The organism is Vibrio sp. 10N.261.55.A7, from assembly GCF_002877365.1.
In the GTDB taxonomy this organism is placed as follows: domain Bacteria; phylum Pseudomonadota; class Gammaproteobacteria; order Enterobacterales; family Vibrionaceae; genus Vibrio.
The window spans coordinates 1-18,360 of the sequence record NZ_MCWZ01000293.1 but is presented as its reverse complement, the minus strand read 5'-3'; the positions used below and the strand labels follow the sequence as shown (position 1 = coordinate 18,360).

Sequence of the window (18,360 nt, the reverse complement as noted above, 5' to 3'; positions counted from 1 at the left end):
TATTGGTTTAATTATCTCGTGTAAGTGGCGGTTAACGTTGCTTTATCCAACGCTATTTTGTTAAGAGTAAAGCCTGCAACGGCTGCTGGTGTATCTGGGCCCAAGTTCAACTTATCGGTAGGCAGTGCCCAGACGGTAAATTGGTAACGGTGCATACCGTCTCCTTCTGGTGGGCAAGCGCCACCGAAACCATATGAACCATAATCAATGCGTAAACTCTTTCCACCAATTTTTCCAAGATCGACGCCACGTCGTAGTTCAGTCGTTGAAACGGGAATGTTGTATGCAATCCAATGCCAAAAACCACTGCCTGTCGGGGCATCAGGATCATAGGCGGTAATCGCAATGCTTTTGGTTCCGTCTGGCATGTTTTCCCATTCAAGTTGTGGTGAGACATTGTCGCCATCGCATCCCCAACCTGAATATTCAAAGGTCTTCGCCATAGGGTGGCCTTCTCGAATGTCGTTGCTCATTAGTTCGAATGAGTGCGCTGATCCTGCAATGAGGGTTAGGGCGAATACGGTAGTGATTGTTTTCATGGTGGTACTCCTTTTCTCTATGTTGAGATAAGTGTATTCATTCATGGTTATCTTTAATCAACATTAAGTGTCAAATTTAGCTGTAAAATAAGCAAAAGTGAAACTTATTGTCTACTTTTATATTTGGTGGAAATATGGGGTTGAAATCTTCGTTGGGAGTGTGTCTTACGAAAACGGGGTAAAAAGACAAAAAACCTAGATTGGCGATCTAGGTTTCTATGGCGTAATCAGGGCTAGATGGTGAGCTCAATACGGTTGCCATCGGGGTCAAAGACACAGCTTTCGTAATAGCCATCGCCCGTTCGTCTTGGGCCATCAATTTTCTCATAGCCGTCATTCATCAATCTTGTCGTCAGTTCATCCACGGCCTCTTTAGACCCTAATGACATGGCGAAATGGATGAGTCCTGTCGACTGCTGATATAAGTCGTCTTTTGATTCAGGCACGCTCGGCATTTCCATGATTTCGAGTCTGCAGCCACTATCGAAAGAGAGGAAATACGATGAGAACTGTTTGTTGGGGTTGTGGTATTTGTCATTCGCCGTCGCGCCAAAATAGCGAATGTAAAACGCTTTCAATACTTCCAGTTGCTTAGTCCAAATCGCGAGGTGCTCAATTCTCATCATGTTGTCTCTGTATTGTTTAGCTTAATGACAGATTAATGAACAATGAGGCATGGAAACACAGACCAATATAGAGAAAAGTGTTCCGTGTTTTACTCGTGATAGCACGTCTAACTTGAAGGTGGTTGAGCGCTGATGTCGTGCCTATTGGTGAGCTGGACCAGCTCTGTGTGGGTTTTAACGCCGAGCGTTTTCAATATTCGATACTTGTGGGATTCGACCGTTCGACGACTGATAAACATTTTTTCTGCGCACTCTTGAGCGGTGAGCCCTTTGCCTAAAAGCGTGAGAACTTCGCGTTGTTTTTTGGATAAAGACAGCAGCTTTTCTTTTTCTTTTATTAAGAACGTACCACCGTTTTGGTTATGCGCTTGCATTGCACTAAACTGTTGCAAGAAACATAGCCACAGGCTTCCAATCGCCTTAAGCTCCGATACAGTAGAAGCGCTTTCCCAGTTGAGATTCGACCGGCTGAAGCTTCCAACCGTGATGGCTCCCCAGGTTTGTCCTGAAGCACAAAGTGGGATAATCCCGTGAGATTTTATTCCTTCTTCTCGAAGTTTTACGAGTGGTTTGTAGTCACTTTGTAATAGGTCGAAATGAGTAAAGTAAAGGTAGTTGTCCACATGCTCTAAAATCTGCGTATATTTTTTGTAATCATCAACCTCATACTTCCTGTGTGAGAAGTCATGATACCCATCTAAACTCGTTGAGAAAAAGTCGCCTTGGCTAAGTAGCACGGAAGAGTAGGGGAATAAACTCAGCCTATCTAAGTCGTACGCTCTTAACACATCTTGTGCCAGTAATGTGAGTGTGTCATAGAATTGGTCTGGCGGGCTTTCTGCTAACTTAGTCACTTGCTTACTTAAGATATGCGGGTACGTATTCATGGGTGACTGGTTTATTCTCAGCTAGATGTGCAGTGATTGGTAGACGCAAGGAGTCTACATTGAAGACCCTGTATCACACAATAAAACAACGTTCATTTAAGTATATTTACTGCCTGAAACCGCACTGTTTGTTTACTAAATAGCCGTATCATTTTCTAGAAACGGTAATGCAGTAATTTTTCGGATTGTTTGATTGAAACCTAAGCCGTTATATTCCGCTCTCTTCTAGATAGGGATACCCCTATTAATTCTGACTCTTAAACAACAACGTTCACGTTGAGAAAATCAAGCACACAAACCAGATCTATGCATATATCTCGGTAGAAACTATGCGGATACAGCTCTCAATGGCTTGTTTTTGACAGGGTCTTTCTTAATGAAAACAATTAGCTATGAAAAAAATAAATTACTCTTTACCCACGGTAGCACTTTCTTTACTCCTTTCTGGTTGCGGTTATGATATTGAGATCACATCTCATACAGATGCTCCAGATTTTTCTGACTATACAGCAACAGTGATTGACTCTAAATCGGTCAAAGGCACTTACTTAGATCCTGAGTTTCGTCGTGAAAAAGCGATGAAATTTCGTCACATTATGAATGAGGTGTCTTCTGTAGAATTCACACAATCAACAGACGCATTAGCTCAGCTCGATAAGTACATCACTGAACTGAATGAAATTGATGATATTGACGTTGATAGCCTCAGAATGAGGTTGTTGGCTTACAAAGGTGATATTACAAAATTTCAAGAAGTGGATAAAAAACGCACCGATTTAACGGTTGATCGAATCTTGGTAGATGCCAAGCCGATTTTCGCAGAAATTGATGCATTAACGAGCAAAAAAGACGCGTTTGATGCTTATTTAAAACCAGATGTCGATAAAATTATCGCCCTTAACAAGCAAAACGAAGAACTTTTAGCGACGATTGAAAAAGTGAAAGAAACAACAAACAAGAGTATCGCGAAGTATATTATCGATAATGAACTGCCTGTTAGTGTTGATGGCTACAAGCCACATATCCACTTTTCCAATGAAGAAGAGTACCGTGAAGGCGATACTTGTTCCCCAAATCGTAAAGACAAACCGACGTTCAGAGGGCATCAGATCACCGCATCTACGGGTGAAAAAATCTGTGTTCACAAGTTTCACTATTCTCTAGCAAATATGGGGTCTCTTTCCAAGGGAAATGGCCAAAAGATACATGATCTTGCTAAACAAGGTTTAGATGCTAATCGCGACAACTACGTCAAACTTGGGCTTGTTGAAAATCAGCGATATAGGACAGAAAAAAGCCTAAAAGATAAAAAAATCATAGGCGCAAATAAGCATGGTAAACGTTTTAATGAGCTTGAATATGAATTGCGCTCTCTCAACCGACGCCTAGAAAAGTTTGGCGACAATATGTTCAATCAAGACCGAACCGTAAACCTAGAATCAGCACCATTCAAGCGAGCGAAGAAATACAACAAAGATGTCCCTCAGATGAAAATCAACCGAGACATGCGCGTCTTCAGCAAGTTTGACAATGATTATGATGATGTCTATCTGCGTGCAGCAATGAGGGATATTGCTTCGATTGGTTATCAAGTACGAATGGGAAGTGATGGGTTTGATTTACCTTCTGAGATTGAACAGCAAGATATCTTGTTCATGTTAGCAAGCACAGAAGAGCAACCGAAAGAAAGCGATCGTGTTTACCTTTGGGATAAGCGCGCGTTCGGGCTACAGGGTAAGTTGGAGCTAGATTCCAGAATTCGCTTCGCACCAAACAATAAGCAAGAAGCGCAAGAAAAAATCTTTTCGCTTTCTCGTTCTTAATGTCTCAACAAATATTGGATAACGGTAATGGAAAATCGATTGGATCTTGAACAAGATAGCTTGCGGTTCATAACTAGAGTTAACGTCGTTTATGCGTTGTTCCCTTTGTTTTTTGCATGGGCGCTTACGTTGCCTATTGTTGAAGATAACGGTGTGTCTTTTGCTTTAACGAATGCCTACTCTGGCTGGCTGATTTTCGCTCTAATGGCTCCAGCATCTATGCTGTTTTTTATTGGAAGTTCAAAGAAAACCGTGAGGATAGCCTTAGCATTTGGCACGATGGCTTGTATTGCGATGCCATTTGTTGATGTTGCACTCGACTTTAAGGGGCTTGAATCAGCCGTCAGGAGCTTTGAACGTTACTGCGCGGCTTTGACAAACCAGTCTGGCTACCGCTACTTTAGTGGGATTAAGAGAAATATGCTGGATTACATAGGGTTAGCCTGGTTAACAGCTCCAGCTCTAGTGCTCAATATTGTTGCTTTTATTGGTTTCAAATATCAACCTCGCGTGGGGGCTTTGCCTTCGTTTGGCGAGCTGAAAAGTCGTTATCAGTCTATCGAGATTAAAAACGCAATGGCTCACCTAGATAAGGAAAAAATGCGCTCTTTCGGTGACGAAATAAAAAAACAAGCCAGTCATGTCGACGTTGAACAACTGACTCAGAAACTGAAGGTTCAGCCATTGGAGACTCGTAAGCGTAAACCTGTGCTGGTGGTCGCCATCGCGGCTTTAGCCATTGCACTAGGATTTACGTTGTTCGGAAGCAATGGGCCAAATGAATCGGAAGTGGTTGAGCTTATTTCACAGGAAATGTCGAATGCTGGTCTTGATATTGAAGTCCATGCGTACGATATCAGTGAGTGCGATGAAGGGCGAAGTGGTGAAGCATTCCGCTGTAAGGTTTTAGCTTCTGCGACGGTAACTAAAAAGACTGGAAATGCATTCACAGTGACTTCTGCGATTGAAGACGAATGGCGCACATTTACATATAAAGATGGTTTCTTAGAAGCGAATCTTGATTACGTGCTGGATACCGAAAGCCAAGAAAAAATCGCTTATTCTGCGATCAACGAAGTGTTGGGTAGCTTTTCAGGCAAAAAGAGTAACCGTTGGTAATCTAGTCTGATTGAAGAAAAAGAGAATGGGCGTTCACTTAACTGGTGCGCGCCTTTTTTATGAGTTGTGCCAGAGACCACCGTACCACCTAATTTTGAAGGCGGTATTGATGCAAACTTCGCCATTTCTGATGTTTAGTTTTGAGCTACATCTGGAAAGCCTTGATACCCAGTGTACATAGCGTAGCCTGCGAAATCGTTACAGGCTTTGATTGTGGCTTGATCTTTGTAGGGTCTAAATGGCGCACTCTTCAGGTGCTTTTTCTCTTGGCAATAGATCAATCGTTCACCGTCCATGATTTCACCAATGTAAGTGCCTTTTGAGCAGTAAATCTCGCCTTCGTAGAATTTACCAATGTGTTTGCCTTTGTTCGTCCAGAGATCTTCTCCATCAATATAGCCGAGTGATTTTCCACTCCACGTCCAAACTGATTTCACTTGATTTTTCCTACGTTGCTGATGAGTAAGGGCGATATTTAACCTCAATCAGAAAATGCTGACCACCAAAGTAGCCGCTCATTAGCATCTTGTTACAGAACTTATTTTTGAAGGTGTTCAATGATGTTCATTTGAGCGAAATGTATAAGCCCAGTGTCAGCCTCAGTGGCGCAGCAAATCGAATTCAAACTCTAGCGGATAGTAGAGTGATGCAGAACAAAAAGCCTAGCCCCACGTATTCATGCAAAGAGGTATACCGTGGATTGCGCTTCCCAGTTCAATCATTCTGAATCCAGTGATAGACTGTGCATCCATTTCATTTAGTGTTTAAAGGTAGTGTGATGAACCCGATTATCGCGATGTTAAAAGAGAACAATATTAGCGACCAACAGATCAGCGAGATTTTTGAAGTGCTGACTCAAAACCCTCTAGCAGCCATGGCGACGATTAGCCAATTAGGTTTGCCTCAAGAGAAGCTTCAAGCGTTGATGGGACAAGTCATGCAAAATCCAGGTTTGATTAAAGAAGCGGTTGAAGAACTGGGTCTAGATTTCACAAAAGTGGAAGCGGCGAAAGAACAACTGCAGAAGTAGTGTTCGCTTTGCATTGAAAAGCCGTGAAGAGTGGGTTAACTGCTTTCACGGCTTTTTTGTGTTTGTCGCCTGATGTTTGCTTAAGTTACGTTATTTGCTCAAGTTCCCTTGTATGTTAAGTTCCCTTGTATGTTAAGTAGCCTTGTATGTTTAAGTTGCGTTGTTTAAGCCACCTTAAATTGTTTTAAAATCTCATTGATGTGGGCGGCTTTTTGCTGAGTGGATTCACACAGTCTGGCGGTTTCACTCGCGCCATGAGAGGTTTCTTGGCCGATTCCACTTATGCTGGTAATACTTGTATTGATTTCATTCGCCGCTGCGCCTTGCTGCTCTGTTGCAGATGCTATTAGATTATTCATCTCGGTGATTTGGGATATGGAGCTCGCGACTTCTTCAATCGCTTGTCCGCCTTTTTCTGCTTGTTCCACGCCTGATGTCGCATGCTCTTGAGCGATATTCATCATCTCAACGGTATTACGTACTTCTTTACGCAATCCTTCGATCATACTATCGATTTCACCCGCAGATTCTTGAGTACGAGAAGCTAAGCTCCTTACCTCATCGGCGACGACCGCGAAACCTCTCCCTTGTTCACCTGCTCGTGCTGCCTCAATTGCGGCATTGAGAGCAAGAAGGTTGGTTTGTTCCGCTATCCCTTTGATGACATCAAGCACAGACACGATGGTTTCCGTTTCTGTTTCTAAGCTATGTACGGCTTGGCTTGATTTGTTGATCTGCTCGGCCAAGGTATTGATATGATTGATGGTATGCCCAATGATTCCCTTACTACTCTTAGACTGCTGCTCTGCCTGAATGGTCGCCGTTGACGCGGTATTCGCATTTTGAGCCACTTCTTGAATCGTGATGCTCATTTCATTAATGGCTAAACCAACCTGTTCGGTATTTTCCTGTTGCCCGTTGACCCCTTGGCTCGTTTGCAAGCTGATCGCCGCCATGTTCTCTGAGTAGCCCACGAGCTCTTTATTGACCGACGTTAAGTCTTCAACCGTATTGCGAATCTTGCCGACAAAAGAGTTAAAGTTAGTGGCCAGTTTTGCTAGTTCACCCTCGCCATGTACAGGCAATTGCGTGGTTAAATCTCCTTCGCCTTCTGCTATGTCAGCCAACTGTTTAATGACCGCCTTGATTGGTTTAATGATTGCCCTTGTGATGATCACCGCGGCAATGACCCCGATGATCAGGCCAATTGTCCCCACGGATAGAATGGTCCAAGAGGTGGCTTGATTCACTTTAGCCAGTGCAGGACCAAGGCTTGCTTGTTCATCTTGCACGGATTTATTGAATGCTTCTGCTTTCGCCATCAGTTGTGGGCTTAGTTCACTCACTGAGCCATTGATGGCCGCATCCCAGCGAAGAACGGTGTTAACGAGTTGGTCTGTCATGGCCACATATTGACTCGCAGCCTTACGAGCTTGAACGAGAACTTTCCGCTGTTGAGGGTCTCGTACCAAACCCACGAGTACCTGCAAGACTTTTCCAAACTCTTTAAATTCTTGGCGAGTCGATTCTACGGCGGCGTTATCGCGATTGCTCAAGAATTTAACGATACCCAATCGTCCGGCTTGAACGTGGGAAAGGGCTTTTTGACCGTAGTAGATCGCTGAGATGTTATTGCTTTTAAATGAGTTATCAATAAGGCCAGTTAACGCAGTGCGAAGCTCATTACCCAGTGTATTGAGCGTTGCTGCCTCTAATTCTCGTGTGTTCTGAAGTACATCAATTTCAGAGAATGCGCCGATGTATCTGTCATGAAGCTCTCTTGCGTCTGTCAATATTGAGATTCGTTCTGGATCGCTCACCTCACCACTTGTTTCGTCCAGTTTTTGTTTAAGAACACTCGCCGCATCTTGATACACGGCCAAGGCTTCTTTGCTCCCAGAAATAATATACTTGTTCGCCAGCAAGCTCTCTTCTAGAAGCTGAGATCGTAGATTGGACGCATAATTGGCATCATCAGCAAGCTCTTGATAAGAAACAAACCCAAGAGAAGCATTCTCAACGGATAAGTACCCCTTAACCGTAATAACGGAGATTATGACAAGCAATAATCCAAATCCGCTTATGATTAGTTTTCTAACTGACATACGTATTTCCTTGAAATGAAAAGTCCTTCGCAACACACATAGAGTTTCATTTTTCTAACGGTTATCGCGACGCTTTAAGCCATTGAGATTATTAAGCGACGCGACACGCAACGTTGTGATTTTCTATGCGAATGAAAGAAGGCCCCCAAACAAAGGGCCTTCTTTTCGTTACATATTGTCCATGCGCACTGAATAGTCTTTCGGGCCAAAAAGCTTCTCGTAAGAATAATCAGTGATGTTCGATTTGCTGAGTACCGGAATGAGTGGTCCGGCTCTGAACGGGAAGTCAGTGCCTGGTTTTTCGTCTTTAAGCAGGCGTACCATCATCCCCATGGCGATTCGCGCTTGGTCAACAGTCATATCGGCTGGCGCTGCGGCAATGGTTCCGTTGTTAATGCCTTTGTACAGTGCCGGAGTAATATAGGTTCCAATGACTTTTGAATCCTGCCCTGATTGAGCGATAATCTCGGGAGCAAGCTCGGCAGCAACGGCATTGCCAATCACGTAGTCGACATCTGGGTGCGCCTTGAGCGCGCTAGCAAGTAAATCGCCTTGGGCTTTTGCGGAAGTGTCCCCCCACTCAACGGCAACGACGCTCATCTCTCCGGGAAAGAAATCGGTTGCCGATTGGAAACCAGTGAAGGAATCATCCGCCCAACCAGAGTTTTTTGGCCCAGGAAGAAAGACAACGTTGACCTTATTTTTTCCGGCCTTTTCAGCGTCATTGGCGACATACTCCCCCGCCAAATACCCCATGTCATAGAAACTCACGATGGATTTTGCTGAGATACTCTGTGCTTCAATATCATTAATTACTTCAATGATCGGAATGCCCTGAGTATCGATCTGCTTAACTAATTCATTATTTCCGCTGTAGCTGATGGAGCCGAGTATGATGCCATCAACCCCAAGCTCAACTAATTCGTTCAGTTGCTGCTGCTGGGTATCAAGGTAGGAATAGCCGCCTGCTTCTTTCACCACAAACTCAACATTGAGGCGTTCTGCTTCACTGGTGAGCCCGTAGTTTACAGCGTGCCAATAAGAATCTTGAACGTGCGGGATACTGATGCCTATACGCAGCTTTTTCTCTGGAACGGCAGGCAGTGTCCAAGTTTCCATGATTGGGCCACGCAAGCTCAGAGCCTGCTGGCCAGGACTTTTTTGTGTGACATCATAGTTGCCATAGTAGCTTCCCACTGACACTTCCTCAGCAAAGCTGTTCTGTACGGCGAAAAGACTTAAAGTAATGGAAGCACACAGCGTGCTTTTCAATAATGTGTTATTCAACATCTTTCTCTCCTAGCATTAGTACCAACGATTGACTGTCGTTATCTCACTGATCTGGCAGTGAATTATTATGAGCGTTTATTCGGGTTTTTAGGGTAGTGATACGTACTCCCATCCGGCAGTTTTGCTTCCATTCTGGTTAGGGCTGCATAGAGCTCTGGGCGACGATCTTTGATGTAATCACTCTCGCCATAAGGGTGAGTGGGCATGTAATTGCTGGGCACGCAATCTGCGATAAGTAAGGTCGGCATGTTATTAGCGTGCGCAAGCAATTCACCATATGGATCAGCGATGGCACTGTTTCCTAAGTAGACGCCAGAGAGACTGCCGTCAGAGCGAAATTGACGCATAGAGTGGTTGGAATAGACGACAAACATCTTATTGCTGTAGGCGTTGCCGGGAATTGCCGTTTTGGAAATATCGGGATAGGTCCAAGAGCTAAAAAAGACGCCCTCAGCGTTGACGGTGCCAACATCTGCAGCTGTTGGAGCGATGACCACTTGGGTGCCCTGAAGTGCATAGATTCGATATAGCTCGGGGAACTCTGCCTCATAACAGTTGAGAAGACCGACATTGATCCCATTGACCTTAAACGGGCGATATGCCTCTTCTGGGTGATCGACATAGGGGTATTTCCAATTGGTTTTCTCTCCTTCTCCCCAAAGGTGGCACTTACGGTAGTTGCGAAGAATTTCGCCGCTCTTATCAAGCGTTAGGATCGTGTCGTAGTGCTCACCAGTCACCGGATCTTTTTCCGCATAAGGGCAGACTATAGCGAGTCCATTTTTTCGAGCAATGGGCCCAACGAGTTCTTGTACTTCTGCCTCAGTGCGCACGACATGGGGAATGTCATCGGGCAAGATATTGTAGCCACAGAGGAACAGCTCTGGCAGCACGAGTATTTGTGCCTGATAACTGGCCGCTTTTTCGGCCCATTCTTTGAGGCATTTAAGGTTATAGTCGATGGCTTTCTGATCGCCGGCTAGCCCTTCTCCTTGATAGACCGCAATTCGAAGCCCTTCTCCTGATTTGGGCGCATCGGTACCCGTGAGACACATTTTGACCATTGGGTAGCGACAATCCTTGATCGTCTCACCTAATTCGCACATGTTGCCTTGACTGTTTAATTGATCGATATTGATACCCATTCACTGACTCCTTTACATTCTTGATGCTCTATAGGGTTTGCGCTTTTGAATACGTAAAGGCTGTGCTGTTGTTTCATCGCGCTTTTCTAGCTCTTCAACCACCGTAATCATGTGATTGGCCATGGATTCAATTTGCTCCGAGGTAATCACCTGTCGAACTACGATTCGGAATACGTAAGGACCATCGGCCTTTTCTGGATCCGTGGTCGGCAGCTTATAAGAGGCGATAATCCAGCCATATTCACGCATTTCGTCGGCGAAGTCGGGCATGTTCCAAGCGTACCCTCCCTCGCGTTCTACGCGTTTGAACACCACAATGGGATAGTGAATGTTGTCGCTGATTGGGCTGAAGATTTGGTTGAGTGTTGGGTTGTCTGTTATGCAGTTGATAAGATGGTCGGTGTTGTCCATGCAGTTATCCAATACCGCTTGATACCCTTGGCGTCCCCAGCTGAGGAAGTTGTAGTACTGACTGATAATGACGCCAGAGCCGCGAGAGAAATTCACGGTATAGTCGACAAAGCTGCCACCAAGATAGGTAATGTTGTAAATCAGATCGGGGTCGACGACATTTTTATCGCGAAATACGACCGTTCCCATTCCTGGGTAAACCATTCCAAACTTATGATTAGAGACGTTAATTGAACGAACCCGCTTAGTCTGTTTGAAGTCAAACTTGGCCGCTTTATGGCCCATATTTTCAGCGCGTAGATTGGTAAAAGGGAGCATGAAGCCACCACTGGCACCGTCAACATGAATCGGGATATCTGTGTAAGGAACGGCTTTGCAATAGGCTTCGACTGCGTTATCGATACCTTCGGTATCATCACCATTCCCTGTAAAGGTGGTTCCCGCAATGGAACCTACCGTCATCACCAGTTCCCCTACGGTTCGCTCGTCTAAAGTTGGAAGGTAATCCGCTGGGTACTCGCAAAGATTGATGATCTCATTTCGGTACGGGCTGTCTTTAATTTTGCAATGAAGAACCTCTGTCACATCGCCACCCGTCAACGTGTACTTATCGTCACTCATTGAGACATATAAAGCCCCCACATCGTAATAGCGGCAGTATTTGTCCCAGCAACCATGCACGTGGGTACTCATGAGCAAAAACGGTCGATCTAATGGATTACGGTTGGGGTTTTTTCGGCTGCAATTTTGCCAATGCTTACGGTGTGCGATCAGCGCTAACATAATCGCTTCAGAAGATCCGACAGTGACCGAGCCGTAAAAGCCTTCGCTGGTATCGGGGTCGGTATCGGCTGGATCAAACTCGGTACCCAGCATATCGCCCATCATTCGGATGAGGCGCTTCTCAATCAAAGAGCTTTGGGGATATTCTTCATGATCAATGAAATTTTTATCGAGGTTTTCGTTGATGAGTCGCTCAGCGTAATCATCCATCCAGGTGTTGACATAGGTCGCGAGATTCAGCGCTGGACTGCCATCAAGATTTAAAGAGTCTTGAATCATCCTGTATGCCGATTCTGGAGCCATTGGTTCTTCTGGGATGCGCAATTTAGGGACACTTTGTTTAAACTCTTTACGCCCGTACACTGGCAACATTCCATTATCCTTAGCCATCAAACTTTCCTTATCATCAAAAATAGTCAGTACCACCGACAGAAGCAGTGGTTTTGCATTCATTTCATGAATGATTTTCTTTAAGTGCTCTTTTTATTGGGAATCCAGTAATACCGGGGTGGCCTGTTTGCTTAAATAGGCTTGGTTTTTTTACAGCGAGTAAAGGCCCAATAAAATTAGCACTTCTTATATGCAACTTAATTATTAGTCTATGTACGCATATGATCCAGTTGATTCACGATTTTTTCTTTGATTTGCCGTGGTTTTTTTCAGTTCTTTACTGATGGTCTGATTGAGTGGCCTGAGGTTCTCATTTGAAGAGAACCATTGGCTTTTGTTGACCATTAACATTGGGCAATGAAAGTGGTGATAAAAAAAGAAAGGGGAATCGATGAGTTTTAAGAGGTCAGAGGGGAGATTTTATGTATGATATATTTTCATGAATTCTGTGATTTAAAGTGATTTTTAATCATTCAACTGTCGCCTTATAGTGGAACGTGCTTGATGAATAGGTATGTTTTTCGCAAGTAAAGTGAGTAACAAGGCTGGTCGATTGAAGTGCTCGTTGCTTGTTACTCTTTGCGCGGCTTGTATTGCTGGCTTGGTTGAAGCATGTATGAAGGCACGTTCCTTTGAACGGATGACTTCTCGCGATTAAGCGGTGCAAGCCTTTTTGGCCGCAACTTTTTGGCCGCAATAGGATATTTAAATTTTAGGAGAGTGGTGATGAACCTTGAAATAGTGGAAGTATCGCAGGCACACAATGAAGATCTCAGCCGAGTGATAAAGGCAGTCGGTATGGAATATGGTGCTGTGGGTGAGGGGTTTGGGCCTTCAGATGCCGAAGTGGACAGTATGAGCACCTTCTACACCCTGCAAAATCGTAGTCGATATTTGGTTGCGCTATTGGATGGTAAAGTGGTTGGTGGCTGTGGATTGGCCCCGTTTGGCCATGATGGTAAAACGTGCGAACTCAAGAAGCTGTTCTTGCTTGAAGAGAGTCGAGGGCTTGGTTTAGGTAAGCGACTCTCACTCGATTGCCTGGCGTTCGCAAAAGAACAAGGCTTTACTCAGTGCTATCTCGATACCTTGTCCAACATGGTTTCCGCGGTGAGATTGTATGAAAACCTTGGATTTGAACATTTGCCAAAACCGTTTGAAGATACAGAGCATAACGGTTGTGATGTTTGGATGTTAAAACAGCTGTGAGCCAAGACTCAAGGATGAGATATGAACAATTATAAGTTGCTTCGCCCTCTTTACACGCTACTGAAAACGGGCAGTTTGACTGAATCAGCGAAGCAATTGAATGTTACTCAATCGGCAATGAGCCGTACCCTGAGCCAAATTAGAACGGCGTTCAATGATCCTATTTTGATTCGCGAAGGTAAGCAATTTGTGGTCAGTGCCAAAGGGCAGGCGTTGCTGGAACAACTTCCCACCTTGCTTGAAACGATAGATGATCTCTATGACGAAGAGGCCTTCTTCCCTGAGAATTGTTCTCGAGAATTTGTCTTGGCGTACACGGGCTTTCTTTCAGAGTCCATTGTTCCCTTAATCTGTAAAGACATACTGTCTCATGCCCCGAACGCTTCTTTGAATGGTCAGCTATGGCAAAACCAGCCGATACAGGCGTTGGCTGACAGTACGACCGAGCTAGTGGCCACTACGTTAGATTACTTTCCCGAAAACATCTATGGCAAGAAACTGATGGATGACGAATACGTGGTGATCGTTTCGGAATCTCACCCACTCTCACAAGGTGTCATCACTTTAGACGCGTATTTTTCTGCAAGGCATATTCTGGTGCATGGACTCCGTGAAATGAAACAGTACGTGGGTGAGCAGTTTGATAGCCACAATAGACAACGATCTGTGCTGGCAAAGACGCCATCTTTTACTTCAGCGATAGAGTTGGCCTGCCAAACGGAGGCAATGGTAACCGCACCTTTGCATATTGCGGGAGAATTTGCGAATCATCACCCAATCAAAATCAAGCCCTTACCATTTAATCTGCCCGCCCACAGTTACTATCTTCTTTGGCACGCAAAAAATCAGAAAGACAGTGCCCATAGATGGCTGAGAGATGAAACCTTTTTAGTGCTTCAAAAGTACTTAAAAGAGAAACATCAGCTCGGTTTGGCGCATTTAAAAAAAGATCCAATATAAACGCCAGTTGGCGCTAGCAGGCCTTTTATTCGCTATGAAAGTTTTCATGTTTTGGGAGAGTGACGTCATGATAGGTGGTTAATCACGTCCTGCCTTATTTTCTCGATGACTTCTAACGTTTGGCTTGCTCGCGTATCCAATGCAACCCAGCCATCGGTGCCCATGATGTCGACATGGGTGAAGGTGAGTGTTGCCTGAGAAGCGACATCTTCAATCTTTCCTTTAAGACGAAATATTCCTAAGGGTGTGTTGATTCGGCTAATCGAAAATTCTCTCATGGTGCTCCTTCATCTTAGTTGTGCTGGTTTAGAAGTGCTGTTGGTTTTAAAGCTTATGAATATCGAATATCGAATATCGAATATCGAATATCGAATATCGAATATCGAATATCGCATATCGCATATCGCTCAATCGAGTCGGTTCGAGAACGAGGCGATACGGAGCAGAAATTGACCAAAATCAGGTTAGATTTATAGGCGTTCCTGTAATCTGGTTATAGCAACATACACGTAACAAGTCGAGATTGATGCGGATGCAACCAGGTGACTCTCGAAGGGTTGAAGTAAAAGAATATTGGAGGTCAGTATGAAACAATTCAAAGATGTTCTGTTCGTAAGCCAAGGCTTAACGGATGATCAAGACTCTCTTGGTCAATCCATTCTTTTAACTGCCAATCATCAAGCAAGCCTGAGAGGTTTAATTGTTTGTCCATCGTTGCCCGATCACATGGGGAATTATGTCGAGACTTATGAGCAGTCCCTCAGACAATCCCTAAAACAGAATGTGCTAGAGACGATTGAACAACATCAACTGCCCGACTATTCCGAAGACTTCCCAATTGTCCTAAAGAGTGGTGATAAACCCGCCGTCAAAATTATTCGCCATGTGCAAGAGCATGGGATTGATCTTGTGATGAAAGATGCAGAACCCATTGGAGAACACGGTGAAGGTTTCAAGGCGATTGATATGGCTTTGCTGCGTCAATGTCCTGTTCCTGTTTGGCTCAATCGCCCGACGAATAAGCCAATGACGAAAAGAAGGGTAGCCGTTGCGATTGACGCCAATGTGACGGATGAAGAGCAGAAACAGTTAACCACTAAGTTGTTGCAAACGGCTCGTGCTATTGCTGATGGTTGTGATAGCCGATTGCATATTGTGTCTTGCTGGGAGTATCAACTTGAGCACTATCTCGACAACCAAAGCTGGATAAAAATGCCGCGTGATGAGCTGGATGAGAACAGAGAGCAGGCGCGAGTCAAACACAACAGTGCATTAAAGTGGCTTGTTCAAGAATCCGGTATTGATGGCGAAAACATTATCCATCAACTGCACGGCAGAGCGGACGATGAGATTCCACGCTGCGCGGTCGATCTTGATATTGATGTCTTAGTTATGGGAACCATTGCCCGAACTGGCATTCCTGGTGTGTTGATCGGCAATACAGCGGAAAACATTCTTCAATCAGTAAGTTGTTCATTGGTTGCATTGAAACCGAAGACCTTTGTCTCGCCCATTGGATAACTCGTGAGAGCTTAGTCATCGCCAATGTTTGAATATCACCAATATTAGCATTGTGCGAAAAAGAGCGATTAAGGTCGCTCTTTTTTAGTCTCTACTTGCTTATTGGGTTTTGGAGTTAGTCAGGCCCAGTGGTAAGCCACTTGAAATGAGTAATAGAGCGCTAACTCATTCATTTTAATGCGGATACTTTCTTTTTATTCATTTGCAGCATTGAAGGTTCGTCATAGACCGATGAATAATTTGATGATAATGTTACAAGTAACATTTTAAAAAACCATTTCTTATGAGCACAGATCAAAATTCCCGCCCAACACTTCAAGATATTGCTGACAAAATCGGCATCACAAAGATGACCGTTTCTCGCTACATGAGAAACCCAGAATCTGTAGCGATGAAAACCCGTGAAAAGATCGCGAAAGTGATTGAGGAGGTGGGTTATATCCAAAACCGCGCACCGGCTATGTTGTCTAAATCCTCCAGTAAGGCGATCGGTATACTGCTGCCATCTTTGTCTAACCAAGTATTTGCCAGCTTTGCTGAGGGAATAGAAGCTGTCACTAAAGCCAATGGGTACGAGACCTTGATTGCTCATATTGGTTATAGCCCTGAAGAAGAAGAGAGAAAGGTCGCGTCACTGCTTTCTTATCAGGTTGATGGATTGATATTCACCGAAACCCAGCATACGAAACGTACTTTGCAGATGATAAAAACCGCGGGGGTTCCTGTGGTCGAAACCATGGAGTTGCCTGAGAACGCGATTGATATGGTGGTTGGGTTGGATCATAAGAAAGCGTCGTACACTGTGGTTAAGCAGATGATCGATGCGGGGAAAACCAACATCGCCTATTTTGGTGCTCGGCTGGATAGCCGTACTCAACTGCGTATGGATGGGTATCAGCAAGCGATGAAAGAGGCCAGTCTTACGCCAAATTGCATTCTGACGGAAGCGCACTCTAACTACACGTTAGGTGGAGAGTTGCTTGCGCAAGCGTTGACTCAAACGCCTAATTTAGATGGTGTATTTTGTACCAACGATGATATTGCGATAGGGGCGATGATGTACGCGCAATCGCATGGAATCGATGTACCCAATCAGCTCAGCGTAGTGGGGTATAACGCACTCGATATCGGTCAAGCCATTACGCCAAAACTCACCAGTGTGGACTCTCCGAGATATGAGATTGGAAGAAAGAGTGCAGAGCTGCTTATTGACGCGTTAGCGGGGAAACCGTCTGAACAAAAGATGTTTGATCTTGGGTTCACTATTTCTACGGGTGAAAGCATAAGTTAGCGCTTTACTTTGAATGCGTTGGGCAGCAATAAGGCAGTGTTATCAATGCTGTCTAATATATTGTATGACCATTAACTTATTGAATAATATTATAAACTGTACGCTTATTTGCTGTTTGTTAATCTGGATTGACTCACAGTTTTTCGCTTGTGATTATCAAATATTTCGTTTTGCTGTGGCTCTCGCAGTGTACCGCCTGTCTTGTTCGTTTATCCAAATTTTAGGGGTAATATGAAGGTGAACTCAGTCAGTGGTTGGAGCGTTTAAATGATGAAATTTTTCCGATTCTATTTCCTTAGCGGTTTGCTGTCAGACAGACAAACATTCTCAATTTGTACCGCGTTATTCTTTATCATCCTCAGTACCGCAGCAGCGGTCTCTTTTGGGTTACTCGCAAGCCAAAGCCTAGTCGTCGCTTTCGTTTGTTGCTTAACCCCAGCGCTCCTATTCAGGCTCTATGTTGTTTTGGTGCCTTATTACCGTGAAGCGGCATTAAACACTTGGAGCTAGTTACTGTTCAGTATTTTACGCATCTTTGAAAAAGCGCCATGCTTACTGGTTTTATAAGGTGGTGCTTTTATAGGGGATTTGCCATGGAAGCAATTCGCTAACAGCAGTCGATATTCGCGTTTTATCACCATGGCGTTACTACACAACATGAGGATATGTGATATGGAACTCTTTAAATTAAAGCTCAGTAAGTTGAAGATAAGTAAATTGAAGCTGTGTAAGCTGACATTTTGCAAATTGACGCTAAGTAAGACATTGACGCTAAGTAACATATTGGCGCAAAGTAAATTAAAACTGAGTAAAACCGGTTTAACTTAAGCATTTGCAATCAAGTACTCTCCCATGACGAATAGCTGAGTGAAAGGCTCAAATTTTCTTATAGGGTGAGCACCTAGAATAAGAAGCTAGCACCGTGTTCAGCACTAGAAACGTTTTCGCGCATAACTTCAAAGATATCGCGCCCCCATGTTTGCTGTGAGATCTCAGTGTCTATATGAGACAATTCACGCTTGCTAGCATCGCTTAAGTTTTCTAAGGTGCCTGACTGGCTATCTAATCGAATCATATCGCCATCTTGAACCAACCCAATCGCACCGCCTCAGGTGACACATGAGAATCGCCGCTGGAATTTTACCGGACGCGCCAGACAATCTGTCATCTGTCATCCTTAATCAGTGCAACTTTGAAGCTTAGGCTCTTTTTATTGGTTCATCGCGACTTT

17 protein-coding genes and 1 pseudogene are annotated in these 18,360 nt (G+C 44.3%); 8 read left to right on the top strand and 10 right to left on the bottom strand.

The window, feature by feature from the left end:
- Positions 1 to 11: 11 nt before the first annotated feature.
- The 3 genes from BCU12_RS15345 to BCU12_RS15335 all read right to left on the bottom strand — a co-directional run bounded on the left by BCU12_RS15345 (position 12) and on the right by BCU12_RS15335 (position 2,052).
- The gene (locus BCU12_RS15345) at positions 12 to 539 is read right to left on the bottom strand and encodes a YbhB/YbcL family Raf kinase inhibitor-like protein (protein WP_102405129.1); all 528 of its coding nucleotides are present in this window, start codon (positions 537 to 539) and stop codon (positions 12 to 14) included.
- 233 nt (positions 540 to 772) lie between these two features.
- Positions 773 to 1,162, bottom strand: a complete 390-nt coding sequence (locus BCU12_RS15340) for a VOC family protein (protein ID WP_102405194.1) — start codon at positions 1,160 to 1,162, stop codon at positions 773 to 775.
- 110 nt (positions 1,163 to 1,272) lie between these two features.
- Positions 1,273 to 2,052, bottom strand: a complete 780-nt coding sequence (locus BCU12_RS15335; protein ID WP_102405128.1) for a helix-turn-helix transcriptional regulator — start codon at positions 2,050 to 2,052, stop codon at positions 1,273 to 1,275.
- A 392-nt stretch (positions 2,053 to 2,444) separates the two neighbouring features.
- Here BCU12_RS15335 and BCU12_RS15330 point away from each other — a divergent pair, with 392 nt between their 5' ends.
- A complete protein-coding gene (locus BCU12_RS15330; protein WP_102405127.1) occupies positions 2,445 to 3,875 on the top strand; it encodes a hypothetical protein in 1,431 nt (476 codons plus the stop codon).
- A 27-nt stretch (positions 3,876 to 3,902) separates the two neighbouring features.
- Positions 3,903 to 4,994 (top strand): hypothetical protein, encoded by a 1,092-nt coding sequence (locus BCU12_RS15325; protein WP_102405126.1) that lies wholly within the window; start codon positions 3,903 to 3,905, stop codon positions 4,992 to 4,994.
- A gap of 134 nt (positions 4,995 to 5,128) precedes the next feature.
- Here BCU12_RS15325 and BCU12_RS15320 read toward each other — a convergent pair whose 3' ends face one another.
- A complete protein-coding gene (locus BCU12_RS15320; RefSeq protein WP_102405125.1) occupies positions 5,129 to 5,431 on the bottom strand; it encodes a 4-fold beta flower protein in 303 nt (100 codons plus the stop codon).
- A 341-nt stretch (positions 5,432 to 5,772) separates the two neighbouring features.
- On the opposite strand from BCU12_RS15320, the gene BCU12_RS15315 reads away from it, so the two are divergent.
- Complete coding sequence (locus BCU12_RS15315) at positions 5,773 to 6,024, top strand: DUF2999 family protein (protein WP_102405124.1); 252 nt, start codon at positions 5,773 to 5,775, stop codon at positions 6,022 to 6,024.
- Between the two features lie 164 nt (positions 6,025 to 6,188).
- On the opposite strand, the gene BCU12_RS15310 is transcribed toward BCU12_RS15315, so the two are convergent.
- The 4 genes from BCU12_RS15310 to BCU12_RS15295 all read right to left on the bottom strand — a co-directional run bounded on the left by BCU12_RS15310 (position 6,189) and on the right by BCU12_RS15295 (position 12,148).
- A complete protein-coding gene (locus BCU12_RS15310) occupies positions 6,189 to 8,129 on the bottom strand; it encodes a methyl-accepting chemotaxis protein (RefSeq protein WP_102405123.1) in 1,941 nt (646 codons plus the stop codon).
- A 168-nt stretch (positions 8,130 to 8,297) separates the two neighbouring features.
- Positions 8,298 to 9,419 carry a TMAO reductase system periplasmic protein TorT gene (gene torT, locus BCU12_RS15305; RefSeq protein WP_102405122.1) on the bottom strand — a complete coding sequence of 374 codons (1,122 nt, stop codon included), beginning with the start codon at positions 9,417 to 9,419 and terminating at the stop codon, positions 8,298 to 8,300.
- A gap of 65 nt (positions 9,420 to 9,484) precedes the next feature.
- Complete coding sequence (locus BCU12_RS15300) at positions 9,485 to 10,564, bottom strand: nitrilase-related carbon-nitrogen hydrolase (protein ID WP_198599347.1); 1,080 nt, start codon at positions 10,562 to 10,564, stop codon at positions 9,485 to 9,487.
- A gap of 12 nt (positions 10,565 to 10,576) precedes the next feature.
- Positions 10,577 to 12,148 carry a pyridoxal-dependent decarboxylase gene (locus BCU12_RS15295; protein ID WP_198599346.1) on the bottom strand — a complete coding sequence of 524 codons (1,572 nt, stop codon included), beginning with the start codon at positions 12,146 to 12,148 and terminating at the stop codon, positions 10,577 to 10,579.
- 726 nt (positions 12,149 to 12,874) lie between these two features.
- On the opposite strand from BCU12_RS15295, the gene BCU12_RS15290 reads away from it, so the two are divergent.
- Positions 12,875 to 13,357 carry a GNAT family N-acetyltransferase gene (locus tag BCU12_RS15290; RefSeq protein WP_102405120.1) on the top strand — a complete coding sequence of 161 codons (483 nt, stop codon included), beginning with the start codon at positions 12,875 to 12,877 and terminating at the stop codon, positions 13,355 to 13,357.
- Between the two features lie 21 nt (positions 13,358 to 13,378).
- Positions 13,379 to 14,317 (top strand): LysR family transcriptional regulator, encoded by a 939-nt coding sequence (locus BCU12_RS15285; protein WP_102405119.1) that lies wholly within the window; start codon positions 13,379 to 13,381, stop codon positions 14,315 to 14,317.
- Positions 14,318 to 14,382: 65 nt separating this feature from the next.
- Here BCU12_RS15285 and BCU12_RS15280 read toward each other — a convergent pair whose 3' ends face one another.
- Positions 14,383 to 14,595, bottom strand: a complete 213-nt coding sequence (locus tag BCU12_RS15280; RefSeq protein ID WP_102405118.1) for a hypothetical protein — start codon at positions 14,593 to 14,595, stop codon at positions 14,383 to 14,385.
- Between the two features lie 307 nt (positions 14,596 to 14,902).
- Here BCU12_RS15280 and BCU12_RS15275 point away from each other — a divergent pair, with 307 nt between their 5' ends.
- The 3 genes from BCU12_RS15275 (at position 14,903) to BCU12_RS15265 (ending at position 17,639) form a co-directional block, all read left to right on the top strand.
- Positions 14,903 to 15,838: a universal stress protein gene (locus BCU12_RS15275; RefSeq protein ID WP_102405117.1), complete on the top strand. Its 936-nt coding sequence runs from the start codon at positions 14,903 to 14,905 to the stop codon at positions 15,836 to 15,838.
- Positions 15,839 to 16,121: 283 nt separating this feature from the next.
- A complete protein-coding gene (locus BCU12_RS15270; RefSeq protein WP_102405116.1) occupies positions 16,122 to 17,129 on the top strand; it encodes a substrate-binding domain-containing protein in 1,008 nt (335 codons plus the stop codon).
- Positions 17,130 to 17,396: 267 nt separating this feature from the next.
- On the top strand, positions 17,397 to 17,639 hold the full coding sequence (locus BCU12_RS15265) for a hypothetical protein (protein ID WP_102405115.1): 243 nt from the start codon (positions 17,397 to 17,399) through the stop codon (positions 17,637 to 17,639).
- A 391-nt stretch (positions 17,640 to 18,030) separates the two neighbouring features.
- Here the strand turns inward: BCU12_RS15265 and BCU12_RS23145 are convergent.
- Positions 18,031 to 18,326 (bottom strand): annotated as a pseudogene (locus BCU12_RS23145) (dihydroxy-acid dehydratase); the annotation flags it as partial.
- Positions 18,327 to 18,360: the final 34 nt, after the last annotated feature.